This is a genomic window from Gemmobacter denitrificans, assembly GCF_036964905.1.
Lineage (GTDB): Bacteria > Pseudomonadota > Alphaproteobacteria > Rhodobacterales > Rhodobacteraceae > Gemmobacter > Gemmobacter denitrificans.
The window spans coordinates 38,948-64,396 of record NZ_JBALHR010000011.1 but is presented as its reverse complement, the minus strand read 5'-3'; the positions used below and the strand labels follow the sequence as shown (position 1 = coordinate 64,396).

The following is a 25,449-nucleotide window of genomic DNA, read 5'->3' as shown; positions in this document are numbered from 1 at the left end:
GATGACCGAAATGATCTGCGTGGGCGCGATTGCCGGAGCCTTTGGCGTGCAGGGCGAGGTGCGGCTGAAAAGCTTCTGCGCCGAACCCAGCGACATCGCCGCCTATGGCCCGCTGTTCACCGAAGATGGTAGCCGCAGTTTCAAGGTAAAGTTGACGCGCCCCGTGGCGGGTGGGCTGGGTGCGCGTCTGTCGGGCGTCGCAACAAAAGAAGAGGCCGATGCGCTGAAGGGCGTGCATCTCTATGTCGCCAAGGCCCGCCTGCCGAAACTGCCCGATGACGAATTCTATCATGCGGATCTGATCGGCCTTTCGGCGCGCGATCCGGGTGGGGTGGAATTGGGCCGGGTCGCGGCGGTGCATAATCATGGTGCCGGTGATATTCTGGAAATCACTGGCCCAGGGTTGAAGGACAGCCTGCTGGTTCCCTTTACGCTGGCAAACGTACCCACAGTTGACCTTTCTGCCGGTCTGGTGGTTGTCAATCCGCCCGAAACGCTGGACTAAAGGCCCTAGGCAGGGCAGTCTGCCGTCAGGAAAGAATGGCAAAAGCCACAGGGATGGGCAGTTCCGCATGACCAATCGCCTTCGTTTGCTGCAGGGCGCAATGGCGCTGTTGTACTTTGGCCCGCTGCTGGCGGGGCTGGGGGGATTTGGCTGGAGCGTGGTTCCGGTCTTTGCCGCGATCTTCCTGCTCTGGCTGGTCATCATGCGTCCGGCCGACTGGCCGCGCAGTCTTGCCGATTGGGGGCGACCCGAAGCTGCAATCGGGTTTCTGACCAAGCTTCTGGTGCAGGTCTTGTTGGTGACGGTCTGTTTCGGGATCGGGCGCGGCATCGGTGGCGTGATGGGGTTCAACCCGTCGATGCCCGGCATGTTGCCCATCGGCCTGTCCTTCCTGTCGGTGCCGCTGGCGCGGCTGATCTGGAACCCGGATCAGGGCGCGGCGCTGGATGGTTTTCTGGACGAGGCGCTGGAGCAGATGCCGGTAACCGCCGCCCGGTCCGCCACGGCGGCAAGCCGGGAAGACCGGACCGAACGCCAGTTGCTGGCCGCACGCCTGACCCAGCCTTTGGCCGATCTGCCCGACAGCACCACCCCGGCCCGGTTGCAGGATCACCTTTCTGCACTTGGCAATCACATGGCTGCGGACGAATTGCTCGATGTGCTGCATCAGCGCGTCGGTGCCCCCGCCCCGACACGGGCAGAGCGGTTGGCTTTCATCCTGCAGGCGACCGATCCGCGCGTGGCTGAAATCTGTCGTGGGCAGGCCGCGCCGGTCAAGGCGCTGCAGGTGGCGGGGCAGGACATGGCTGCGCTGGAACTGCTGGCGCGTCGCTGCGTGGCATTGCTGGAACAGGATGCCGATGCCTGGGGCGATTGCCCCAATGATGGGGCGCTGCGGTCGGCCCGGGCAAAGGTGGATATGGACGCCGATGCCTCGGTCGCGGCTGCGCTGGATGATCTTCTGGCGCTGAACGCCCGGCTGGCCCCGCTGACCTGATGATCCGCGCGCAGGGCTGCCGCGCTTGGGGCTTTCCGCGCGTGGCTTCCTCGCGTAGAACCCCGGGCCATGACCGATGACATCGCCCCGCCCGCCAAACCCAAAAGCCATGGCCGCCTGACCATTTCGGCCAGCCTGCAACCGCGCGACCTGATGGCACCGCAGCGGGTCAAGGGCGCATGGTGCGCCAGGATCGTGACCCTGTTCCCCGAAGCCTTCCCCGGCACCCTGGGCCTGTCGCTCACAGGCAAGGCGCTGGATATGGGGCTTTGGGCGCTGGAAACCATCGATCTGCGGCCTTTCGGGATCGGCAAGCATCGCAATGTCGATGATACCCCGGCCGGGGGGGGGGCGGGCATGGTGCTGCGCGCCGATGTGGTGGCGGCGGCGTTGGCTCAGGCGCAGCGTGGCGCACCTGTCGATCGGGCGCGCTGGCCGATCGTATTCCTCTCGCCCCGCGGCACACCCTTTACCCAGGCCCGCGCCCAATCCTGGGCGGCGGCGGATGGGCTGACATTGCTCTGTGGCAGGTTCGAAGGGGTGGATCAGCGGGTGATCGATGCCTATGGCATCGAAGAGGTCAGCCTGGGCGATTTCGTGATGACCGGGGGCGAAATCGCGGCGCAAGCGATGATTGATGCGACCGTGCGGCTGATCCCCGGCGTTCTGGGCAACCATGCCTCGACCGAAGAGGAAAGCTTTGCCGATGGCCTGCTGGAACATCCGCAGTTCACCCGGCCGCCGGTCTGGGAGGGGCGTGAAATCCCGCCGGTGCTGCTGTCGGGCAATCATGGCGAAATTGCCAGATGGCGCCGGGCGCAGGCCGAGGCGCTGACGGCTGAACGCCGCCCCGATCTTTGGGCCGCATGGCAGGCGCGCAAACGCTGATCCGGCTGCAGGGCATTTGCCCTTTCCGTGCTGGTCCCCCGATGCTAGCCATGGGCCGGGGGAGAAGATGCGATGCCGAATGACGAGGCCCATGCCGGTCTGATGCGGGCCGGGTTGAACCTGATCCAGCAGGCGCTGTCGATCTATGACAGCGATCTGAAGCTGGCCCTGTGGAACCGCCGCTTTCAGGAAATGTTCGATCTGCCACCGGAACTGGCATCCGAAGGCGCAGGATTCGAGGAAACCATCCGCCATCTGGTGTTGCGCGGCGAATATGGCCCGGTTGATGACCCGGAGGCCGCCGTGCAGGCCCGGGTGCAGGCCGCCCGTGCCTTTCGCCCGCATTACATGGAACGCGAACGCCCCTCGGGGCACTGGATCTCGGTCGAAGGGGCGCCTTTGCCCCAAGGGGGGTGGGTTACCGTCTATACGGACATCACCGAGGTCAAGACACAGGAACGCATGTTGCGGGCCCGGTCGGATGCGCTGTCGCACGAGGTTCTGGCCAATTCCGAACGGCTGGCCCAGGCCAACCGTGCGTTGGCCGCCACCAATGCGGCGCTGGAAGAGGCCAAGCGCGAACTGACCGAGATGGAGGCGCGCACCCGGCTGACCACTGAAATGATGCCGGCCCATATCGCCCATGTGAACCGCGACTTGCGCTATACCTATTCCAACCGGCGTCTGGGCAGCGTGATGCCGGGCCGGTCGGCGGATATCATCGGGCTGACCGGGCGCGAGGCTTTGGGCGAGGCGACGTTCCAGAAAATCCTGCCTTATCTGGAACAGGCGCTGACCGGGCGGCCTTCGGTCTTTGAATTCACCCATGACGATTCCGGGCGGCGCATCCGGGCGGCCTTTACGCCAGATCAGATCGGCGACGGGCCGGTGAACGGGGTCTACATCCTGTCGGCGGATGTGACGGCCGAGGCGCAGACGCGCGCCGCACTGACCCAGACGCGCAAACGCGAGCTGGCGGCACAGCTGACCTCGGGCGTGGCACATGATTTCGCCAATCTGCTGACGATCATCCTTGGCCTGCAATCGCGGCTGGAACGCCTGCCGCTGCCGGATGAGGCCCGCGCATTGGTCACTGGCACGCTTGCCGCAGCCCGGCGTGGTGGGGTTCTGCTGGATCGTATCGCGTCGATTTCGGGCAAGCGCGCGCTGAAGCCGGTGGCGACCGATGTTCAGGCGCTGCTGGATGATCTGTGCCTGCTGGCCCGGCCCACGCTGCCGCCGCAGACCCGGCTGGAGACCCGGACCGAAGGCGATCTGCCGCATCTGCTGCTGGATGCCGGGGCGCTGCAGGATGCGCTGGTCAATCTGGTGCTGAATGCCCGCGATGCGATGGGCATGCAGGGCGGCTGTATCCGCATCTGCGCCCGCAGCCTGCGGGACACCTGGCTGGAAATTCAGACCGAGGATGACGGCCCCGGCTTTTCGTCCGAGGCGTTGGAAAAGGCACTGGACCCGTTCTTCACCACCAAAGGCGGGCAGGGGTCGGGGCTTGGCCTGTCGATGGTCTATGATCAGATCACCCTGGCAGGCGGATCGGTGCGCTTGGCCAATCGTGAAGGTGGCGGGGCCGTCGTGTCGCTGCGCCTGCCGTTCCGGCCCGTGGTCAGCCCGCCCGCGCCGCTGCTGGTCTTGCTGGTGGAAGATGACCCGGATATCCGCGAATCCGTGCGCGAAATGCTGCGCGATCTGGGTCATGCGGTGGTCGAGGCCGCCAGTCTGGCCGAAGCGCGGCAGCTTGTCAGCCTGCCGGGCCTTGGTCTTGTGCTGTCGGATATCCAGCTGGGCGGCGAAAGCGGGGCCGATCTGGTCCGCGATCTGCTGGGGCAGGGGCCGCCTTGCCTGCTGATGTCGGCCCTGCCGGCGGCCGATCCGCGCCGCGCCACCGCCCCCGTGCCGGTGATCGGAAAACCCTTTGATGCGGCAGGTCTTTCGGCCGCCCTGCAGACTGTGCTGAAATGACAAAATCCCCCCATATCGCGATTCTGGATGATGAACCCGAAATCCGTCGCATGCTGGCCGATGCGCTGGAGGAGGCGGGGTATCGTGTCACGACCCATGGCCGGGCCACCGAATTCGAAGCGGCGCTCAAGCGGATGGCCCCGGATGTCTGTCTGGTTGATCTGGGTCTGCCCGATCGCGACGGGCTGGCAGTGGTGCATCGGCTGGCGCTGGAATCCGGGGCTTCGATCATCATCATTTCAGGGCGGGCGCAGGTGCAGGATCGGGTGACCGGGCTGGAGCTGGGGGCCGATGACTATATCATCAAGCCTTTCGATCCGGCCGAGGTGGTGGCCCGTGTCCGTGCCCGGCTGCGCAAGGCCCGGGCCGAGCCGGATCGGGCGGCGCAAACGGCGCATTTCAACGGCTGGACGGCCCTGTTTGATCGCTACCTGCTGATCGCCGCCGATGGCAGCGAAACCCCGTTCAGCCATGCCGAAGGCGAGGTGCTGCGGCTGTTTCTGGAAAGCCCGAAACGGTTGATCAGCCGCGCGCAGATGCAGGATTCATTGGGCGGCGGGGCGGGCGAAAGCTTTGACCGCGCGATGGATGTACGCATTTCGCGCCTGCGCACCAAGCTGGGCGAAGACCCGAAGAACCCCACGCTGATCAAGACGATCTATGGCGCGGGGTATATCTTTCTGGGTGATGTCACCTGGGGCTGATGCGCTGTCGGGCCGTCACAACATCCGATCCGCGCTCGCTTCGAACAGGCTGCGGGCGTAATCCGTCTGCATCTGCGCCGCCGCCAGGGCCGCGCGCGGCAGTTCCTCCACCGCGCGGCCATGCTGCATCACCAGCACCCGGTCGCACATGTGATCGACCACCGCCAGATCGTGGCTGACCATCAGGAAGGTCAGCCCGCGCTCGGCCCGCAGCCGCGACAAAAGGTTCAGCACCTCGGCCTGCACGCTGGCATCCAAGGCGCTGGTCGGCTCGTCCAGCAGCAGGATTTCCGGCTCCAGCATCAACGCGCGCGCAATCGCCACCCGCTGCCGCTGCCCGCCCGAAAGCTGATGCGGATAGCGGAAGCGGAAGCTGGCGGGCAGCCCCACCTGCTCCATCGCCTGCACCACCCGCCGGTCGGCATCGCCCAGCCCATGAATGGCGAGGGGTTCCGACAGCGTGCGGTCCAGCGTGTGGCGCGGATGCAGGCTGGCATAGGGGTCCTGGAACACCATCTGCACGCGGGCGGCAAAGCTGCGGTCGCGCCGCAGCACCTCGCCGCCGATGCGGATCCTGCCCTCTGACACCGGCGCCAAGCCGCAGATTGCCCGCAGGATGGTGGATTTGCCCGAGCCGCTTTCGCCCACCAGCCCATAGCTTTCGCGGGCGTCAACGGACAGGCTCACCCCCTCCACCGCGCGCACCTGACGGCCTTGCGCAGTGAACACCACCGAGAGATTTTCGATTTCGATCAAAGCCATGTCAGCGCGCCCATTCCGCATTGCGATCCAGCCCCGGCAGGGGCTGGCGGTCGCCGCCGATCCGCGGCAGGCAGTTCAGCAGGCCTTGGGTATAGGGGTGCTTCGCCTGCAACAGATCGCCCGCCGCCAGTTCCTCCACCACCCGGCCTTTGTACATCACCAGCACCCGGTCGCAGAACCGCGCCACCAGCCGCAGGTCATGGCTGATGAAGATAAGCCCCATGCCCCGCTCGCGCACCAGACCATCGAGGATTTTCAGCACCTCGGCCTGCACGGTGACATCCAGGGCGCTGGTCGGCTCGTCGGCGATCAGCAGATCGGGGTTGGGGATCAGCATCATGGCGATCATCACCCGCTGGCCCATCCCGCCCGAAAGCTCGTGCGGATAGGCCTCCATCACCCGCTCGGGGTCGCGGATCTGCACCGCCTCCAGCGCGGCGATGGCCTTGGCCCGCGCCGCCGCATGGCCCAGCCGGTCGCGCTGGCGCAACCCCTCCATCAGCTGCGCCCCCACCTTCATCACCGGGTTCAGGCTGTATTTCGGGTCTTGCATCACCATGGCGATGCGCGGCCCGCGCAAGGCGCGCATCTGCCGTTCCGAGAGTTTCATCAGGTCTTGCCCGTCAAACTCCATCGCATCGGCCTCGATCCGCCCTGGCGGGCGGATCAGCCGCAGGACCGAGCGCCCGGTCATGGTCTTGCCCGAACCGCTTTCGCCCACGATCCCGAGCCGCTCGCGCCCAAGGCTGAAGGACACGCCGCGCACGGCCTCCACCCTCCCCGCCTCGGTATCAAAGGTGACGCGCAGGTTCTTTACCGACAGAAGGGTCATTTGCCGCTGCTCCTTGGGTCCAGCACGTCGCGCAAACCATCCCCCAACAGGTTGAACCCCAGCGAGACGATGAAGATAGCGAGGCCCGGCATGGTGGCGACCCACCATTGCTCGAACAGGTATTTGCGGCCCGCCGAGATCATCAGGCCCCACTCTGACAAGGGCGGCTGCGCGCCAAGGCCGAGGAACCCGAGGCCCGCCGCAATCAGGATCACCCCGGCCATATCCAGCGTGACGCGAATGATGACCGAAGGCAGGCACATCGGCACCACATGGCCCCAGATGATGCGCGGGGCGCTGGCGCCTTGCAGGCGGATCGCGGCGATGTAGTCGGCATTGCGGACGGTCAGGGTTTCGGCCCGCGCCACCCGGGCATAGGGCGGCCAGGCGGTCAGCGCGATGGCCAGCACGGCATTCTCGATCCCCGGCCCCAGCACGGCCACAAGGGCCAGCGCCAGGATCAGGCGCGGGAAGGCGAGGAAGATATCGGTCACCCGCATCAACACCGCATCCACCCAGCCGCCGAAATAGCCCGCCACCGTGCCGATGATCAGGCCCAGCACCGGCGCCGTCACCGCCACCAGCGCAATCACCGCCAGCGTGATGCGCGCGCCGTAAAGGATGCGGGACAGGATATCGCGCCCGAAATCATCGGTGCCCAGCACATGCCCCGCCGTGCCCGGCGGCATCAGGCGGTTTTGCAGGTTCTGCGCGATGGGATCATGTGGCGCCAGCCAGGGCGCAAAGGCCGCAACCACCAGCAAGAGGCCGATGATCACCAGCCCCGCCATCGCAAGCGGATTGCGGCGCAGGCGCAGCCAGCCCAGGTAAGCCTGCCCCAGCTTGGCCTGCCGGCGCGAGCTTGGGTTGGGGTCGCGCAGCCATGTGGTCAGCGTGCTCATGCCCTTACCTCGCGCGCGGATCGACCAGCTTGTACAGCAGGTCAGACAGAAGGTTCAGCGTGACGAAGGCCACGCCCACGACGATGGTGCCGCCCAGCACGGCGGGCATGTCGTTGCGGCCCAGGGCCTCGGTGATATAGCTGCCAAGGCCGGGCCAGGCGAAGATGGTCTCGGTCAGCACCGAGCCTTCCAGCAGATAGGCGTAAGACAGCGCGATGACCGTGATCAGCGGCACCAGCACATTGCGCATGGCATGGACCCAGATCACCCGCCATTCGGGCATGCCCTTCACCCGGGCGGTGGTGATATATTCCTGGCTCAACTCGTTCATCATGAAGCTGCGGGTCATCCGGCTGATATAGGCCATGGAGACATAGCCCAGCAAAGCGGCGGGCAGGATGATGTGGCTGAACGCATTGGAAAACATCTCCCAATTTCCGGCCAGCGCGGTATCCAGCAGGATCATGCCGCTGCGGCTCATGCCTTCCATCTCGAACTGCATGTCATAGATGGCATCCAGCCGCCCCGGCCCGCCGACCCAATCCAGAATGCCGTAAAACAGCAAAAGCCCGATCAGCCCCAGCCAGAACACCGGCATGGAATAGCCCATAAGACCCACAAGCCGTACGATCTGGTCGGCCAGACTGCCGGGCCGCGTGGCGGCCAGCACACCTGCAGGCACCCCGGCCAGCACGCCCAGAATGGTGGCGAGTGTGGCCAGTTCCAGCGTGGCGGGGAAGGCGCGGCTGACCGCCTGCAACACCGGCTCGCCCGAGCCGATGGACGTGCCCAGATCCCCTTGCAGCACATTCCAGACATAGATCAGGAATTGCTGCCACATCGGCTTGTCCAGCCCGAGCGCGATGCGCGCCTCCTCGATCTGCGCATCTGAGGCGCGCTGCCCCATGATCGACAGCACCGGGTCGATGGGTACCACGCGGCTGATGATGAAGGTGACGAACAACAGGCCCAGCAGGGTCAGCGCCAGCGAAAGCAGCGCGCCGAACAGGCCACGCAAACGCGCGGGCCAGGGAGAGGGAGTGGCGGGGGCGGAAGCCGGGGTCATGGGGTAAGCGCGCCCCCGGCGGATGGGCCGGGGGCGCCTGTCCTTACTTGGTGACCAGCCAATAGGCCGCGCTGTCAATCGCGCCGCCGGTATAGAAGGCGTTCACATTGCTGCGCATCGCCGAATTGTAGCCGATCTGGAACATGACGATGAAGGGCGAGGTGGTGCGGTGCTGTTCTTGCAGATCCTTGTACATCGCCGCGCGTTTGTCGCCGTCACGCTCCATCACCGCCGCCGCCGTCATGTCATTCAGCGGGCCGGGATCATAGGCGTTGCGCCAGGCCAGCGTGCCGGTGCCCGCATCATCGGCATTGTTGTCATTCCAGGCGAAGGAACCCGCATTGGTCTGCGGATCGGGGTAATCCGGGCCCCAGCTTTGCAGCGTGGCGTCATGCTGGCGCGCGCGATAGCGTTTCAGCTGCTCGGCCCCCTCACCGATGTTCAGCTCCACCGTGATGCCCACCTGACCAAAGGTGTTCTGGATCGACTGCGCCATTTCCATCCGGTCGGTGGCATTGCGCACATCCATCACGATCTTCGGATCGCTCACACCGCTTTCGGCCAGCGCGGCCTTGGCCTTCTCCACGTCAAAGCTGAACGGGGTATCTTCCAGCGCGCCGAGATAGCCGTTGGGCAAAAATGCCTGATGCGGCACCATGCTGCCCTTCAGCACGGTTTCGGCCAGCCCCTGATAATCAATGGCATAGCGCATTGCTTCCAGAAACTTCTGGTTCTTGTACAGCTCGTTCTTCTGGTTGAAGGACAGATAGAAGATCTGGCCGCCCACATCCTTCTGGATCTTCAGATCGGCATTGCCGGTGATGCCTTCGATATCCACCGGGGTCAGTTCACGCGCGATGTCGATATCGCCTTTCTCCAGCAGCAGGCGCTGCGTCGCGGCCTCGGGCACATGGCGCATGAACACCGATTTCATCGGCGCATCGCCGCGCCAATGGCCTTCGCGGGCCTGCAGGATATAGCCTTCATTCGGCTTGTAAGAACGCAGGATATAGGCGCCGGTCCCGGCCGAATTGGTTTTCAGCCATTCATTGCCCATGTCGCCATTCACGTCATGCTCCATCACCGTCTTCATATCGACGATGGAGGCCACCCCGGCGGTGAGGCAGTTATACAGGAAGGTTGGCGCATAGGCCTTGTCGGTTTTCAGCGTGACGGTATCGCCCTCGGCGGTCACCATCTGATCCACATTCTCGGCGGTCCAGCCGAACTGGTTCAGGATGAAGGCGGGCGATTTGTTGATCTTCACCGCACGTTGCAGCGAATAGGCCGCATCGGCGGCGGTCACCGGATTGCCGCTGCTGAAGGTGATGCCCGACTTCATCTTGAAGGTGAAGGTCATCCCATCTTCGCTGACGGCCCAGCTTTCGGCGAGGCCCGGCTGCGGGCCGGTGGGCTGCGCGGGGTCAAGCTCGATCAACCCGTCATAGACGTTGTTCACCACATCGAGGCCGGAGAATTCATAGGCCTCATGCGGGTCAAGCGACACGATGTCATCAATTGCATCGGCAATCACCAGCGTATCGGCGGGGGTTTCGGCAAACAGGGCAGCAGGGGCAGTGCCCAGCATCAGGGCAGAAAGGGCAAAGGCACCCACCCGGCGAAGGGTCGGATCAATCAGCATCTGGAACTCCCTAGGTTGGTTTTTCATTGTTCTTGCGATCCCGGCAGTTTGAGACTGAAACGATGGCCGGAAATCTTGACCGATTGGGCAACTTTGGGCTGCTCTTGTCAACTGACAAGAAACATGACGTGATCGGTGCGCGCCAACTGCGGGAAACGGAGGCAATATGACCAAGACCCTGATCCTTGACGGGCACAATGATCTTCTGTCGCGCCTGTGGGCGATGAATGACCGGGGTGGTGACAGCTTCTTTGCCGGGCGCGCGGGCGATATTTCGCTGGAGAATTGCCGGGCAGGGGGCATGGCCGGGGGCTTCTTTGCGATCTGGGTGCCGGGTGAGGTGGCAGATGCGCCCGATCCGATGGCGCGTTACCGGGCCTTTCCGGCGATCAGTGTGGAAAAGGCCCATCGGGTCACGATGGAACAGGCGTCAATCCTGATCCGCATGGCTGCTGCGCGGCCCGATGCAATCCGCCTGTGCCGGACCGTGGCCGAGATCGAGGCCGCGCGGCAGGTGGGTGCCTTTGCTGCCATCCTGCATCTGGAAGGTTGCGAAGGCATTGGCGAAAGCCTGGATGAATTGCAGGTGTTGCATGCTGCGGGTTTGCGCAGCCTTGGCCCCGTCTGGAGCCGCTCCAACATTTTTGGCCATGGCGTGCCCTTCGATTGCCCGGCAAGCCCCGATACCGGCCCGGGCCTGACGGATGCGGGCAAACGGCTGGTGGTGGAATGTGACCGGCTGGGTGTGCTGGTTGATCTGGCGCATCTGAACGAGGCGGGGTTCTGGGATGTCGCGGCCTGCAGCCACAAGCCGCTTGTCTCCACCCATTCCGCCGCCCATGCGATCTGCCCTTCGACCCGCAACCTGACCGATCGCCAACTGGATGCCATGGCCGAACGTGGCGGGCTGGTGGGGCTCAATTTCGGCGTGGGTTTCCTGCGCCCCGACGGGATCAAGAACCCCGATTGCCCGGTCGAAGTGATGATCCGCCATCTGGATCATTTGATGTTGCATTTGGGCGAGGGGGGCGTCGCGCTCGGGTCGGATTTCGACGGCACGATGATCCCCGGATGGATGGGGTCGGCTGCGGGCCTGCCGCTTCTGGTGGCTGGGATGGAGCGGGCAGGCTATGGCCCCGATCTGATTGCGCGGCTGTGCTGGGGTAACTGGCTGAACCTGCTGTCACGGGTGTTTACCCCCGGCTGATCGGGCCGGGGGCGGAACTTAAGTGCGGGGGGCCAAAGTGCCCCGGGATCAAAGCCCGTAAAGCGCGCCGAACTTCGCGTCGAGGTAATCGAGAAGCGGCGCCTCGGTCGGTTCAAACCCGCAGGCCAACGAGATGACGGCGCGGGGTTCGTGCAGCCCGCCATGGCGCTGCACCTTCTCGCGCAGCCAGCCGGTCGCGGCCGAGGTGTCGCCCTTGGCCAGTTGATCGTCCAGCGTCGGAATATCCGCGCGCAAGGCCTGATGCAGGCAGCCCGCATAGACATTGCCCAAGGTATAGGTCGGGAAATAGCCGAACAGCCCGCAGGACCAATGCACGTCTTGCAACAACCCATGGGCCGGGCGATCCACCGCGACACCGAAATCGGCGAGGAACCGGTCATTCCACGCGGCCTCCAGATCGGGAACTTGCAGATCGCCCTTGATGAGCGCGCGTTCCAGATCGAAGCGCATCATCACATGCAGGTTGTAATGCACCTCATCGGCCTCGGTGCGGATGAAGCCGGGCTGCACACTGTTGACGATGCGTGCAAATTCCTCGGGGCTGGCCACGCCGAAATCGCCGAAACGGTCCAGCATCTGACGGAACATCCAGCCGGTAAAGGCGGGGCTGCGGCCCAACTGGTTTTCGTAGATGCGGCTTTGGCTTTCATGCACACCCATGGACACGCCATTGCCCAGCGGCGTGAGCAGATAGTCGGGGTCGATACCCAGTTCGTAGCAGGCATGGCCGACTTCGTGGATGGTGGAATAGAAGCAGTTGAACGGATCGGTTTCCACCACGCGGGTGGTGATGCGCGCATCGTTCCCTGACCCCGAGCTGAACGGATGCACGGCCAGATCCAGCCGTCCGCGGTCAAAATCATAGCCAAAGGCCAGCGCCAGATCGCGGGCAAAGCGCATCTGCCCATCCTGCCCGAAGCGATGGTTCAATTTCGGGGGCTGCGCTGCCTCCAGCACGGCCGCACGCAGCCGCACAAGACGCGGGCGCATCCGGTCGAACATCGCGCTGATCACGGCTGCCGTGGCACCGGGTTCGTAATCATCCATCAGCGCATCGTAAAGATCGCCACCTTGTGCCAGCGCCGCCGCCTCTTCGCGTTTCAGCGCGATGACTTCGGCCAGGGTCGGCAGGAAATCGGCCACCTTGTCGGCGGCACGCGCGGCTGCCCAGATGCCTTGCGCGGTCGAGGTCACGCGAGCCAGTGTCTGCGCCAGATCGGCAGGGATCTTGGTCGCCCGGGCATAGGACCGGCGGATCAACCGCAACTGCGCTGCGGCGACCGGGTCCGGCGCTTCGGCACGATCCAGCCATTCGGCGAGACGCCCATCCGTGCGGCGGGCATGCAGCACGCCTTCGATGGCCGACATCTCCTCACCGCGCTGTTCGGCGGCACCGCGCGGCATCATGGTTTCCTGATCCCAGCCAAGGCGGCCCGCGATTTGCGCCAGGGCCTCGGTCTCGCGCTGGAAGGCCATCAGCTTGTCAAAATCTGTCAAATGCTTGGTCATGAAATCAAACTCCCTCCCGGATGGAACCGGCCACCGGGTATTGCGAAAGATGGCGGGCGCGCAGGATCAGCACCCAAAGCAGAATGGCCCCCACCTGATGGGTGATGGCCACATGAAGATGGGCCGAGGTCAGTACGGTTACCACGCCCAGCGTAACCTGCAGCGCCATCATGCAAAGCACAGCCAGAAAGGCCGTGCGCGTGGCGGCATAGGCCGAACGGCGGCTTTTGACAAAAACCATGATGGCGAAGGCAAACAGCAGATACCCTGCCACCCGGTGCAGGAACTGCACCAGCCCGGGATTTTCGACAAAGGCCCATACCGCTGATTTGCCGGGCACATAGAAGGCGTCTGCGGGGAAGAAACTGCCGTTCATGTCAGGCCAGGTCGGAAAGGCCCGTCCGGCGTCAATCCCTGCGACAAGGGCGCCCAACACGATCTGCAGCAATGCGAAATGCATCAGCCCGGTGGACAGGCCGAACAATTTCGCTTCGCGCCCGCGACGGGCCTGCAGCAGTTGCGCCTCGGTCCGGCCAAGCGCCAGCACATGCCAGGCGATCAGCCCCAGAATGACAAAGGCCAGCCCCAGATGGGTGGCAAGCCGGATTGAAGATACATCAACCATGCTGCCTTTCAGGCCCGAGGATACCATCCACCAGCCCACCGCGCCCTGCAGCCCGCCAAGCGCGCCCAGCGTCAAAAGCCGCCCGGTCCAGCCCGCAGGGATGCGGTTCGTGGCCCAGAAGAAGGCAAAGCCCGCCGCCCAGACCAGGCCGATCACCCGGCCCAACTGGCGGTGGCCCCATTCCCACCAGAAGATCACCTTGAAATCTTCCAGCGCCATGCCCTTGTTCTGCAATTGATATTCCGGGCTGGCCTGATATTTGGCAAATTCTTCGGCCCAGTCAGCATCGGACAGAGGCGGAATCGCGCCATGGATCGGGGCCCATTCGGTGATCGACAAACCGCTGTCGGTCAGCCGGGTCAGCCCGCCCACCACGATCATGCTGGCGACCAGCGCGAACAGCACCACAAGCCAGGCCCGGATTGCCCCGCGCGCGCCGGTGCCCCGGTCGATCAGCCCCGGTTGCGGGGCGGCGGGGCGCTGTGCGTCACTGCCGACATCCTCGAAAATGCTGCGTTTCTGGGTCATCGCGGGCCGTCTCCTGATACTGGCGCGGAGACTAGGGCCGCGCCCGGGGATGGACAAGCCCCGCCCGGCGTTTGGCCATTGGCCTTTGCAGATTTGACGGGAAGCCTTGCCTGTTACAATTCGCAAGGATTGCGAAAAAGTCGCGCAAGCATTGGTGACCATCCCTATGGTCAGCGCGGCGGGGTCGGGAGGAATCGCCCCGCCGCAGGACGCCCGGAACAGGGCGCGAGGGAGGAAGACGGATGGCAGAAACGGACGGGCTCAATTCGATCCCGGCGCTGTTGGCGCGCAATGTCCGCCTTTATGGCGGTCAGCCCGCCTGGCGCGAAAAGGAATTCGGCATCTGGCAAAGCTGGACATGGGCCGAAGGCGCGGCGGAAATCCGTGGCATTGCGCTTGGCTTCATGGCGCTTGGTCTGAACCGGGGGGACCATGTGGCGATCATCGGCCGCAATCGCCCAGCATTGTATTGGTCGATGGTGGCGGCGCAGATGTGCGGGGCCGTGCCGGTGCCGCTGTATCAGGACGCGGTCGCCGAAGAGATGGCCTATGTGCTGGATCATTGCGGCGCGCGCTTCGTTGTGGCGGGCGATCAGGAACAGGTGGACAAGGTGCTGGAAATCCAGGACCGCCTGCCGATGATCGAACAGATCATCTATGTGGACCGGCGCGGAATGCGCAAATATGACCACAGCCAGATGAATGCGCTGGCCGATGTGGAGGCCGAGGGCAAGGCCGGCCATTTCCGTTTTGACGCCGAACTCGAGGCCCGCATTGCCGAGCTGAATTACGACAGCACTTGCGTGATGCTCTACACCTCGGGCACCACGGGCAAGCCCAAGGGCGTGGTCCTGTCGAACCGCAACATCATCGAAACCTCGCGCAATTCATCGGCATTCGACAAGCTGCGCCCGGGCGATGACGTGCTGGCCTATCTGCCGATGGCCTGGGTGGGGGATTTCATCTTTTCGGTGGGGCAGGCGATGTGGACGGGGTTCTGCGTGAATTGCCCCGAAAGCGCCGCCACCATGATGACCGACCTGCGCGAAATCGGGCCGACCTATTTCTTTGCCCCGCCCCGGGTGTTCGAAGGGCAACTGACCCAGGTGATGATCCGCATGGAAGATGCGGGTCGGCTGAAAAAGCGGATGTTCGACCATTACATGAAAGTCGCGCGGCGTGTGGGCCCGGCCATTCTGGATGGCAAGAAGGTGGGTTTTGGCGACCGTCTGGCCTACTGGATCGGTGACAAGCTGGTCTATGGCCCGCTGAAGAACACGCTGGGCTTCAGCCGCATCCGCGTGGGCTATACGGCGGGCGAGGCGATCGGGCCGGAAATCTTTGATTTCTACCGCTCGCTGGGGATCAACCTGAAACAGCTGTATGGCCAGACCGAGGCATCGGTCTTCATCACCCAGCAACCCGATGGCGAAGTGCGGTCGGATACCGTGGGGGTGCCCAGCCCGGGCGTGGAGGTGCGCATCGCTGAAAATGGCGAGGTGTTCTACCGCAGCCCCGGTACCTTCATGTCTTACTACAAGAACCCCGAAAGCACCGCGTCCACCAAGGATGCCGAGGGCTGGGTGGCCACCGGGGATGCCGGGTTCTTCGAAGAAAAGACCGGCCATCTGCGCATCATCGACCGCGCCAAGGATGTGGGCAAGATGGCCGATGGCCGCCTGTTCGCGCCGAAATATGTGGAAAACAAACTGAAGTTCTATCCCAACATTCTGGAGGCTGTGGTTTTCGGCAATGGCCGCGACCGCTGTACCGCCTTCATCAACATCGACCTGACGGCGGTGGGCAACTGGGCGGAACGCAACAACATTGCCTATTCCAGTTATCAGGAACTGGCCGGTCATCCGCGCGTCTATGACACGATCAGGGCGCATGTGGAGGAGGTGAATGCCTCGGTCGCGCAAGACCCGATGCTGTCGGGCTGCCAGATTCACCGTTTCTGCATCCTGCACAAGGAGTTGGATGCCGATGACGGCGAAATGACCCGTACCCGCAAGGTGCGCCGGAACATCATTGAAACCAAGTTCGCAGATCTGATCGACGGGCTTTATTCCGGGGCAAGCAGTGTGCAGACCGAAACGGAAGTCACCTATGAAGATGGCCGCAAAGGGGCCATTCGTGCCAATGTCCGCATGATGGATGCCCGGGTTGCCCCGACCCACAGCACAGACCGGAGGGCCGCCGCATGAACTTGCTAGCTGCGACGATAAGCATGGCAGACAGCTTGTCTGATCCGTTCTCGGAGGTCACAGTCGGCACTCGGACTAATGCCGTTGTCCCTACAAATTTCCTGCAGCGCGTACAAAGGGTCGGTAAAGGCGTCACGGAATATCGCTGCTGCACCTTCGATAAACAGGTCGGGCTGATGGGGCATGGAATCACTCCGCAATTGGTGGAGCCTTCCAATTGCGACATCTTCATCGCTCCTCGGATGCACTCACCTTCAGCAGACGTTCGCAACTACGTTAGCGGGCGTCTGCTGGCGGAATTTCATTCTGGAAGGAGCCTGCCATGAGTGCTCAGACGACTGACAGCTATATCACCGCAGATGGCCGCAAGATCGGCGGCGTGCTGATGGAAATGAAGAACATCACCCTGCGTTTCGGCGGTGTGAAGGCGATCACCGATATCAGCTTTGACATCCGCGAAGGCGAGATCCGCGCCATCATCGGGCCGAACGGTGCGGGCAAATCCTCGATGCTGAACGTGATTTCCGGCTTCTACGTTCCGCAGGAAGGCGAGGTCTGGTTCCGCGGCCAGAAGCGGGCGCAGATGAAGCCCTATCAGGTGGCACAGCAGGGCATTGCCCGCACTTTCCAGAACATCGCCCTGTTCGAAGGCATGACCGTGCTGGACAACATCATGACAGGGCGGCTGACCCTGATGAAGACCGGCCTGCTGGATCAGGCGCTGTGGTGGGGCCGCGCACAGCGCGAGGAAACCGAACACCGCGCCAAGGTCGAAAAGATCATCGACTTTCTGGAAATCCAGCATATCCGCAAGACCCCGGTGGGCCGTCTGCCCTATGGGTTGAAAAAGCGGGTCGAACTGGCCCGTGCGCTTGCGGCCGAACCGAAGATCCTGCTGCTGGACGAACCGATGGCGGGCATGAACGTCGAGGAGAAAGAGGACATGTGCCGCTTTGTCCTAGATGTGAACGACGAATTCGGCACCACCATCGTGCTGATCGAACATGACATGGGCGTGGTGATGGATCTGTCGGACCGGGTGGTCGTGATGGATTACGGCAAGAAGATCGGGGACGGTCCGCCCGATGAAGTGCGCAACAACCAAGACGTGATCAACGCCTATCTGGGGGTCGCCCATGCCTGACCAGCTTCTTTACGCGATCGAGGTTTCGCTCAACGGGCTGATGGCCGGGATCATGTATGCCCTTGTCGCGCTTGGCTTCGTTCTGATCTTCAAGGCCAGCGGCATCTTCAACTATGCTCAGGGGGTGCTGGCGCTGTTCGCGGCGCTGACGCTGGTCGGGCTGCAGGATGGGCAGATCCCCTTTGCCCATGTGATCAACGCAACCTTTGGCACCGATCTGCATCATTTCGGCTGGCATCTGCCTGCCCTTGTGGCCATTGCGCTGACGGCGCTTGTGATGGTGGGCATGGCCTGGGCCATTGAACGGTTCGTGCTGAAACATCTAGTCAATCAGGAGCCGATCATCCTGTTCATGGCGACCATCGGCCTTGCCTATTTCCTGGAAGGTCTGGGCGATGTGATGTGGGGGGCCGATATCAAGAAGCTGGATGTCGGTCTGCCGCAGGGCATTTCGGAAACCATCGACAGCGTGACCTTCAACCTGTTCGGCTATGGCTTCTTCATCGACCGGCTGGATATCGTTGCGGCGGTGGTTGCAGCGCTGCTGGTGGCTGCGCTGACCGCCTTCAGCCAGTACACCAAATATGGCCGCGCCCTGCGCGCTGTGGCCGATGACCATCAGGCTGCGCTGTCGGTGGGCATTTCGCTGCGCTTCATCTGGGTTCTGGTCTGGTCCATCGCGGGCTTTGTGGCTCTGGTGGCGGGCATCATGTGGGGGTCCAAGTCCGGGGTGCAGTTCAGCCTGTCGCTGATCGCGCTGAAGGCGCTGCCAGTGCTGATGCTGGGTGGCTTCACCTCGATCCCCGGTGCGATTGTCGGCGGGCTCATCATCGGCATGGGCGAGAAGCTGTTCGAATTCTTCATGGGGCCGCTGATCGGCGGCGCGACCGAGAACTGGTTCGCCTATGTGCTGGCGCTCATTTTCCTCGTCTTCCGGCCGCAGGGCCTGTTTGGCGAGAAGATCATCGAAAGGGTGTGACCGATGCTTTACAGAGAAGCCGGTGATTTCAAGACGTCCTATGTGAAGGACAGCCAGACCTTTCCGATCCGCTTTGACCGGATGGCCTATTACACCCTGCTGGCAGTCGCCTTCGGCGTGGTGCCCTTTCTGATCAACGATTACTGGGCCAATGCGATTTTCGTGCCCTTTCTGATCTATGCGATTGCCGCCATCGGGTTGAATATCCTGACCGGTTATTGCGGGCAGGTCAGTCTTGGAACGGGCGGGTTCATGGCGGTGGGGGCCTATGCCTGCTACAAGCTGATGACGGCCTTCCCTGACATGCCGATGCTGATCAACGTGCTGCTGGCCGGGCTGGTTACGGCGGGTGTGGGGGTGCTGTTCGGCCTGCCTTCGCTGCGGATCAAGGGCTTCTATCTGGCCGTGGCCACGCTGGCGGCGCAGTTCTTCCTTGTCTGGCTGTTTAACAAGGTGCCGTGGTTCTACAACTACTCCGCCTCGGGGCAGATCACGGCGCCTGAACGCACGATGCTGGGGGTGGCTGTCACCGGTGCGAATACCCCGGCTTGGGCCAAGTATCTGTTCTGCCTTGTGCTGCTGGTCTCTCTCGCCTGGCTGGCGCGCAACCTGACACGCGGCATGGTGGGGCGCAAATGGATGGCGATCCGCGACATGGACATCGCCGCCGAAATCATCGGGGTGAACCCGCTGACCACCAAGCTCTCGGCTTTCGCGGTGTCCAGCTTCTATATCGGTGTGGCGGGGGCGCTGTTCTTTGCGGTCTATCTGGGCGCGGCCGAAGTGGGCGAAGCCTTCGGGATCAACAAGAGCTTTCTTGTGCTGTTCATGATCATCATCGGCGGGCTGGGGTCGATCTTCGGCGCCTTCGCCGGGGCGGCCTTTCTTGTGCTGCTGCCGGTGTTTCTGAAGAACGTGCTGGTCGGCGGCCTTGGCTGGCCCACCGATCTGGCCGCCCATATCGAACTGATGATCGTGGGCGGGCTTATCATCACCTTCCTGATCCTGGAGCCGCATGGTCTGGCTCAGCTTTGGCGGGTGACGAAAGAGAAATTGCGGCTCTGGCCCTTCCCGCATTGACGGGGCGGGCGCGGAAATGCCGGGGGCGCGGGAGGCGGCCCCGGCGGGACGGACAGGCCGGGAAACCGGCTCATATCTGAAAAAAAACCGGGAGGAGAACGACATGAAAAAGACTTTCACCATGCTGGCGGCTGCGGCGATTGCTGCAACTGCGGGCCTTGCGACCCCGGCTGCCGCCGAACTGGTGGTGCCGAACCTGAGCTATCGCACCGGGCCCTTTGCCGCCGGTGGCATCCCCTATGCCGACGGGTTCATGGACTATTTCACCCTGCTGAATGAACGCGATGGCGGCATCGGCGGCGAAAAGGTGCAGGTGCCGGAATGTGAAACCGCCTACAACACCGAAAAGGGCGTGGAATGCTATGAGGCCACCAAGGGCCAGGGCGCGCTGGTCTATAATCCGCTGTCCACCGGCATCACCTATCAGTTGATCCCCAAGGTCGCGGTCGATGGCATCCCGCTTTACACCCCCGGCTATGGCCGCACCTCGGCGGCGAATGGCAAGGTGTTCGAATGGGTGTTCAACTACCCGGCCAATTACTGGGATGGCGCCAGCGTGGCCATCAAGCATCTTCTGGATCAGAATGGCGGCAGCCTGGAAGGCAAGAAGATCGCGCTGCTTTACCACAACTCGGCCTATGGCAAGGAACCGATCCGCACCCTGCAGGAACTGTCGAAGAAGCATGGCTTCACGCTGGCCGAACTGCCGATCGACAGCCCCGGACAGGAACAGAAAAGCCAGTGGCTGCAGGTGCGCCGCGACAAGCCGGATTATGTGCTGTTCTGGGGCTGGGGCGTGATGAACTCGGTCGCCATTCAGGAAGCCGCGAATATCCGCTTCCCGATGGAGAACTTCATCGGCATCTGGTGGTCCGGGTCGGAAAACGACGTGCTTCCGGCGGGTGACGGGGCCAATGGCTACAAGTCGCTGGCCATGCACGGCACAGGTATGGACTATCCGGTCTATGCCGACCTGAAGAAATACGTCCATGACGCCGGCAAGGCGGCAGGCGCGGGCGATCAGGTGGGCTCGGTGCTGTATTCGCGCGGCATGTATGCGGCCATGGTCATCGCCGAGGCGATCCGCAAGGCGCAGGAAATCCATGGCACGGCGGCAGTGAACGCCAAGCAGGTGCGTGACGGCTTTGAACAGCTGGAAATCACTGAGGCGCGCATGGCCGAACTGGGTCTGCCGAATTTCGGCCAGCCCTTCAAGGCAACCTGCGAAGACCATGGCGGCCCGGGTGCGGCGATGATCCAGCAATGGGATGCCGCTGCCAAGAAATGGAACCTGATCTCGGGCTTCATCGCCCCGGATGACGAGGTTCTGGTGCCGCTGGTGATGGAAGATTCGGCTGCCTTTGCCGCCGAAAACTCGATCACCGAGCGCTGCAACTGATGCGCGGCGGGGGCGGCAATCCCGCCCCCGCACCCCTTGCTGCGAGGCCAGAGCCATGCTTGACGCGACCCAAACCGCCCTTTCCACCGATCCGAAGCCAGGCGAGACCCTGCTGGAGGTCAACAATATCGAGGTGATCTACAATCACGTCATCCTCGTGCTGAAAGGTGTCAGCCTTTCTGTGCCCAAGGGCGGGATCACCGCGCTGCTGGGCGGCAATGGCGCGGGCAAGACCACCACGTTGAAGGCCGTATCGAACCTGCTGCACTCTGAACGGGGGGCTGTCACCAAGGGGCAGATCACCTATCGTGGCCAGCGGATCCAGGATCTGAATCCGTCAGACCTAGTGAAGATGGGGGTCATTCAGGTGATGGAAGGCCGCCATTGTTTTGAACACCTGACGGTCGAGGAAAACCTGCTGACCGGCGCCTATACCCGCACCGATGGCAAGGCGGCGATCATGGCCGATCTTGAGATGGTCTATACCTATTTTCCGCGCCTGAAAGAGCGCCGCAAATCGCAGGCGGGCTACACTTCGGGAGGGGAACAGCAGATGACGGCAATGGGCCGTGCGCTGATGTCGCGCCCCGAGATGATCTTGCTGGATGAACCGTCCATGGGTCTGGCCCCGCAACTGGTGGAACAGATCTTTGAAATCGTGAAGGCCGTGAATGCGGGCGAGGGTGTGACCTTCCTGCTGGCCGAACAGAACACTAATGTCGCGCTGCGCTATGCCCATACCGGCTATATTCTGGAAAGTGGCCGGGTGGTGATGGAAGGCACGGCGCAGGAATTGCGCGAAAACCCGGATGTGGCTGAATTCTATCTGGGCATGTCGGACAAGGGCCGCAAATCGTTCCGCGATGTGCGCAGCTATCGCCGCCGCAAGCGGTGGCTGGCATGAAGGGGGATCAGGCCATGGCCCATTTCGATGCCCTTGAAACCCGCTCTGCCGACCAGCGTGCTGCCGATCTGGCCCGCGACCTGCCTGCGCTGATTGCGCATGCGATGACGGCCCCGGCCATGGCCAGCAGTCTTGCCGGTGTCGATCCGGCGCAGATCACCAGCCTTGCCGCGCTGGCGCGACTGCCGGTGATCCGCAAGGCCGATCTGTCCGGTGCGCAGAAGAAGCACCCACCACTTGGGGGGTTTTTGCCCGAAGGTGGGCGGTTCGAACACGTGTTCCAATCGCCCGGCCCGATCTATGAGATTGGCCGCACCGGGCACGACTGGTGGCGCATGGGCCGGTTTCTGCACGCCTGCGGTGTGGGGCCCCGCGATATCGTGCAGAATTGCTTTGGCTATCACTTGACGCCTGCCGGGATGATCTTTGAATCCGGTGCGCGAGCCGTTGGCGCTGCCGTGCTGCCTGCGGGCACCGGCCAGACCGACCTGCAGGTGCGGGCGGCGGTAGATGTGGGCAGCACCGCCTATGCCGGCACGCCGGATTATCTGAAGATCATCCTTGATCGCGCCGATGAGATGGGCGAGCGGCTGAAGATCACCCGAGCGGCTGTGGGCGGGGGGGCCTTGTTCCCCAGCCTGCGTCGCGAATATGCGGATCGCGGCATCCTCTGCCTGCAATGCTATGCCACCGCCGATCTGGGCAATATCGCCTATGAATCCGAGGCGCAGGAAGGCATGATCCTGGATGAAGGGGTGATCGTCGAAATTGTGCGCCCCGGCACGGGCGATCCCGTCCCGATGGGCGAAGTGGGCGAGGTGGTGGTCACCACGCTCAACCGCGATTACCCGCTTGTGCGCTTTGCCACCGGTGATCTGTCGGCGCTGATGCCCGGTCAATCGCCCTGCGGGCGCACCAACCTGCGCATCAAGGGATGGCTGGGCCGTGCCGATCAGACCACCAAGATCAAGGGCATGTTCGTGCGCCCCGAACAGGTGGCCGAGTTCGTGGCCCGTCACGAGGAGGTATCACGCGCCCGGGTCATCGCTAGCCGCGAGGGCGAGATGGATGCGATGACGGTGCAGGTGGAAAGCCGCGCCACCAATCCCGCCTTGTATGAAGGTTCGGTGCTGGAAGTGCTGAAGCTGCGCGGTCGGGTGGAAATCGTTGCCCCTGGCAGCCTGCCCAATGATGGCAAGGTGATCGAGGATCGCCGCACTTACGGCTGAGCCGCCGTCAATACAGGGAGTTTCTGTCCCCCCTCATCCTCCCTGAACCTGTCGCGCCCGCAATCCGGGCGCGGTTTTTTGCGTCCCGGTGGGCGGATATGACAAGGCACGGTGCGAAGTCATGTCGGATGGCCGCGAATCTTCTGGCGTGCTGCGACAAGATGTCCCAATGTGGACAGGCGCGCGCACGGTTTTGGGAGGAACCACATGAACAAGATGATTGCCCTGATCTGCGTGATCAGCTGGTCAGGCTTTTGGGCCTTTGGCTATCTGGCACTGTCGGCCCGGATCGAGGATCAGAGCCAGATGGTGATTGCCCTGCTGCTTGCGGCGCTTGGCTTCTTCACTGGCATGATCGCCTGGTTGAAACTGTCTCGGGATGTGAAGGTGCCGCTGCAGGCCTAGCCCTTCAGTTCCGCCGTGATCCGTACCGGGCCAGCCGTGCCGCGCAGGCGGGCGCGATAGATCACCAGTGACTCGGTCACCCGCATCACATAGGTGCGGGTTTCGGAAAACGGGATCATTTCCACCCAATCCACCACATCCACAGCCGCGCTGCGCGGATCGCCGAATTCGGTGATCCAGCGGCGCGGGCGTCCCGGTCCGGCATTGTAGCCCGAAGCCACCAGCGCGACCGAGGGACCGAATTCTTCAACCAGTTTCGCCAGATAGGCACTGCCCAGGGTCGCATTATAGGCCGGATCGCGGGTCAGGCGGCCCAGATCAAAAGGCAGGCCCAGCGACTTCGCCGTGCGTTCGGCCGTTTCCGGCATCAATTGCATCAACCCGCGGGCCCCGGCGCTGCTGCGTGCTGCGGGGTCAAACTCGCTTTCACGCCGGGCAATCGCCAGCGCAAAGGCCCGCGAAACCGCCAGCCCGGTTTCGGGGATCAGGTCCGGCACCGGGAAATAGGCCTCGGGCAGGATCACCCCGCGTTCGGCCCCCTGCTTGGCCAGCAAGACGGCGATATGCGGTTCATGGATCGTCAGGGCCAGATCGGCGAGTGCGGCCAGATCATCTGGCGACAGGCCTTCGGCCAGGTGCAGCAGGAATCGCTTGCCTTGCGTCCGGTCCCCGGCCTTCAGCAACAAAAGCCCGGCTTCCAGCACGGATGAACGCGCGAAGGGGCGATCTTGCCACTTGGTGCGGCCCTGCAGGGCAATCAGCCCCGGGTCCAACGAAAGCCCCAGGCGTTCAGCAGCCAGCAGGCCGTAATAGGCTGTCTGGTGCTGCGCCGCACTGGCATAGGCGGTCTGGGCCGCCGGATCGCCTGCCGCTTCGAGAGCGCGGCCTTGCCAGTAAAGGGCGCGTGATACCGAGATGGGCGTAACGACCGCCGATTCCAGATGGCGAAAATGGGTCAGCGCTGTCTGGGCATCGCCCAGATGGCGCAGCGCAATGAACCCGGCCAGAAATTCCAGATCGGCATAATCGCTGCCCGCCGTCAGATGGTGGCGGGCGGCAATGCGATAGGCCTGCGCAGCCTCGCCATCGCGCAGCAACTGCCGCGACAGTTGCGCCCGGCGTTTGGCCCAGATTTCGGGCCGGCCCAACAGATCGGCGCTGGCCGAATGATCAAGCATCAGCGCCGCTGCTTCGGGCCAGAGGTCTTTGGAAATGCGCCAATCGACCCGGGCCTGTGCCAATAATGGATGATTGGCGAGCGCAGCGGGCACGGCCTTGACCAGATCATTGACATTGGCCGCGCGGTCAAACAACGCCAGCCGGGCCCGCGCCAGCGCCGCCCAATCCGGCCCGACACGATCGATCAAGGCGCGGGCGGCGGCCTTTTCGCCCTCCCAGAGCAGATGTTCCAGCCGGTCCCGCGACAGCGCCACCAGACCCGGATAAAGGCCCAACAGCGCGGCCTCCTCTTCGCCCGTCAGGGGCAGTTCGATATATGCGCGGCGGGCTTCTGCCTCGGCTTCCGCCGCGCGCCCTGTCGCCTGCAGGGCGCGGATGGCACCCAGCGATCCGGTGGCCGTCTGGGGCGGTGTGGTTCCGAACCATGCCAGAACCCGCGACGGGGTGCTGGATCGCGCAACGGCCTCTTCCCCCGCCTTGCGCAGCAAGGCAAGGCCCGGCCATTCGGGGCGGCGGGCCAGAAAATCCTCGTATTCCGTCAGGCTGCCTTCTCCCGCGCGCAACCGCTGCCACAGGATGACATCGGCCCCGACTGCACCGGCATCCACCGCCAGCCGTTCGGCCTCGGCCCAATTCTGGCGCCCCGATTCATTCAGGGCCAGACGCAGGGCGGCGGCCGGGTCGGTCTGGGCGACCGCAGGCAGGGGGCCAAGCAGGACCAGCGACAGCGAAAGGACAAGGGGGCGCATCAGCAT

At 63.5% G+C, this 25,449-nt stretch carries 23 protein-coding genes; 15 read left to right on the top strand and 8 right to left on the bottom strand.

Going from position 1 to position 25,449, the window contains the following annotated elements; genetic code table 11:
- Position 1 precedes the first annotated feature (1 nt).
- The 5 genes from rimM (at position 2) to V6590_RS15785 (ending at position 5,074) form a co-directional block, all read left to right on the top strand.
- The gene (gene rimM, locus V6590_RS15805; RefSeq protein ID WP_335424651.1) at positions 2–505 is read left to right on the top strand and encodes a ribosome maturation factor RimM; all 504 of its coding nucleotides are present in this window, start codon (positions 2–4) and stop codon (positions 503–505) included.
- A 67-nt stretch (positions 506–572) separates the two neighbouring features.
- Entirely contained in the window at positions 573–1,502 is a 930-nt protein-coding gene (locus V6590_RS15800; protein ID WP_335424650.1) for a hypothetical protein, read from the top strand.
- A gap of 69 nt (positions 1,503–1,571) precedes the next feature.
- Entirely contained in the window at positions 1,572–2,390 is an 819-nt protein-coding gene (gene trmD, locus V6590_RS15795; protein ID WP_335424649.1) for a tRNA (guanosine(37)-N1)-methyltransferase TrmD, read from the top strand.
- Positions 2,391–2,462: 72 nt separating this feature from the next.
- A complete protein-coding gene (locus V6590_RS15790; RefSeq protein ID WP_335424648.1) occupies positions 2,463–4,370 on the top strand; it encodes a hybrid sensor histidine kinase/response regulator in 1,908 nt (635 codons plus the stop codon).
- Positions 4,367–5,074 carry a response regulator transcription factor gene (locus V6590_RS15785; protein WP_335424647.1) on the top strand — a complete coding sequence of 236 codons (708 nt, stop codon included), beginning with the start codon at positions 4,367–4,369 and terminating at the stop codon, positions 5,072–5,074. The genes V6590_RS15790 and V6590_RS15785 overlap by 4 nt, the downstream gene beginning before the upstream one ends.
- A gap of 15 nt (positions 5,075–5,089) precedes the next feature.
- Here V6590_RS15785 and V6590_RS15780 read toward each other — a convergent pair whose 3' ends face one another.
- Genes V6590_RS15780 through V6590_RS15760 form a run of 5 tightly spaced genes read right to left on the bottom strand, consistent with a single transcriptional unit; the run spans position 5,090 to position 10,278 of the window.
- Positions 5,090–5,836 carry an ABC transporter ATP-binding protein gene (locus V6590_RS15780; RefSeq protein ID WP_335424646.1) on the bottom strand — a complete coding sequence of 249 codons (747 nt, stop codon included), beginning with the start codon at positions 5,834–5,836 and terminating at the stop codon, positions 5,090–5,092.
- 1 nt (position 5,837) lies between these two features.
- Positions 5,838–6,668 (bottom strand): ABC transporter ATP-binding protein, encoded by an 831-nt coding sequence (locus tag V6590_RS15775; protein WP_335424645.1) that lies wholly within the window; start codon positions 6,666–6,668, stop codon positions 5,838–5,840.
- Positions 6,665–7,570, bottom strand: a complete 906-nt coding sequence (gene nikC, locus V6590_RS15770; protein ID WP_335424644.1) for a nickel transporter permease — start codon at positions 7,568–7,570, stop codon at positions 6,665–6,667. The genes V6590_RS15775 and nikC overlap by 4 nt, the downstream gene beginning before the upstream one ends.
- A 4-nt stretch (positions 7,571–7,574) precedes the next feature.
- Complete coding sequence (locus tag V6590_RS15765) at positions 7,575–8,636, bottom strand: ABC transporter permease (protein ID WP_335424643.1); 1,062 nt, start codon at positions 8,634–8,636, stop codon at positions 7,575–7,577.
- Between the two features lie 43 nt (positions 8,637–8,679).
- A complete protein-coding gene (locus V6590_RS15760) occupies positions 8,680–10,278 on the bottom strand; it encodes an ABC transporter substrate-binding protein (protein WP_335424642.1) in 1,599 nt (532 codons plus the stop codon).
- 166 nt (positions 10,279–10,444) lie between these two features.
- Here V6590_RS15760 and V6590_RS15755 point away from each other — a divergent pair, with 166 nt between their 5' ends.
- Positions 10,445–11,485, top strand: a complete 1,041-nt coding sequence (locus V6590_RS15755) for a dipeptidase (RefSeq protein WP_335424641.1) — start codon at positions 10,445–10,447, stop codon at positions 11,483–11,485.
- Positions 11,486–11,533: 48 nt separating this feature from the next.
- Here V6590_RS15755 and V6590_RS15750 read toward each other — a convergent pair whose 3' ends face one another.
- Together V6590_RS15750 and ctaA are read right to left on the bottom strand one after the other, a co-directional pair.
- Positions 11,534–13,015 (bottom strand): carboxypeptidase M32, encoded by a 1,482-nt coding sequence (locus V6590_RS15750; protein ID WP_335424640.1) that lies wholly within the window; start codon positions 13,013–13,015, stop codon positions 11,534–11,536.
- Positions 13,016–13,019: 4 nt separating this feature from the next.
- Positions 13,020–14,168 (bottom strand): heme A synthase, encoded by a 1,149-nt coding sequence (gene ctaA, locus V6590_RS15745; protein WP_335424639.1) that lies wholly within the window; start codon positions 14,166–14,168, stop codon positions 13,020–13,022.
- A gap of 242 nt (positions 14,169–14,410) precedes the next feature.
- On the opposite strand from ctaA, the gene V6590_RS15740 reads away from it, so the two are divergent.
- From V6590_RS15740 to V6590_RS15700, 9 genes are all read left to right on the top strand, one after another.
- Positions 14,411–16,375: a long-chain fatty acid--CoA ligase gene (locus tag V6590_RS15740; RefSeq protein ID WP_335424638.1), complete on the top strand. Its 1,965-nt coding sequence runs from the start codon at positions 14,411–14,413 to the stop codon at positions 16,373–16,375.
- Between the two features lie 23 nt (positions 16,376–16,398).
- Complete coding sequence (locus V6590_RS15735) at positions 16,399–16,701, top strand: hypothetical protein (protein ID WP_335424637.1); 303 nt, start codon at positions 16,399–16,401, stop codon at positions 16,699–16,701.
- Entirely contained in the window at positions 16,698–17,519 is an 822-nt protein-coding gene (locus V6590_RS15730) for an ABC transporter ATP-binding protein (protein WP_335424636.1), read from the top strand. The genes V6590_RS15735 and V6590_RS15730 overlap by 4 nt, the downstream gene beginning before the upstream one ends.
- Entirely contained in the window at positions 17,512–18,498 is a 987-nt protein-coding gene (locus V6590_RS15725) for a branched-chain amino acid ABC transporter permease (RefSeq protein WP_335424635.1), read from the top strand. Before V6590_RS15730 ends, V6590_RS15725 begins: the two co-directional genes overlap by 8 nt.
- A gap of 3 nt (positions 18,499–18,501) precedes the next feature.
- Positions 18,502–19,578, top strand: coding sequence for a branched-chain amino acid ABC transporter permease (locus V6590_RS15720; RefSeq protein ID WP_335424634.1), 1,077 nt, complete (start codon positions 18,502–18,504; stop codon positions 19,576–19,578).
- A 103-nt stretch (positions 19,579–19,681) separates the two neighbouring features.
- Complete coding sequence (locus V6590_RS15715) at positions 19,682–20,977, top strand: ABC transporter substrate-binding protein (protein WP_335424633.1); 1,296 nt, start codon at positions 19,682–19,684, stop codon at positions 20,975–20,977.
- A 55-nt stretch (positions 20,978–21,032) separates the two neighbouring features.
- Entirely contained in the window at positions 21,033–21,881 is an 849-nt protein-coding gene (locus V6590_RS15710) for an ABC transporter ATP-binding protein (RefSeq protein WP_335424632.1), read from the top strand.
- A 14-nt stretch (positions 21,882–21,895) separates the two neighbouring features.
- Complete coding sequence (locus tag V6590_RS15705) at positions 21,896–23,110, top strand: phenylacetate--CoA ligase family protein (RefSeq protein WP_335424631.1); 1,215 nt, start codon at positions 21,896–21,898, stop codon at positions 23,108–23,110.
- A 207-nt stretch (positions 23,111–23,317) separates the two neighbouring features.
- Positions 23,318–23,515 (top strand): hypothetical protein, encoded by a 198-nt coding sequence (locus tag V6590_RS15700; RefSeq protein ID WP_335424630.1) that lies wholly within the window; start codon positions 23,318–23,320, stop codon positions 23,513–23,515.
- Here the strand turns inward: V6590_RS15700 and V6590_RS15695 are convergent.
- Positions 23,512–25,443, bottom strand: a complete 1,932-nt coding sequence (locus V6590_RS15695) for a lytic transglycosylase domain-containing protein (protein ID WP_335424629.1) — start codon at positions 25,441–25,443, stop codon at positions 23,512–23,514. The two genes, V6590_RS15700 and V6590_RS15695, sit on opposite strands and share 4 nt — an antisense overlap.
- Positions 25,444–25,449 lie beyond the last annotated feature (6 nt).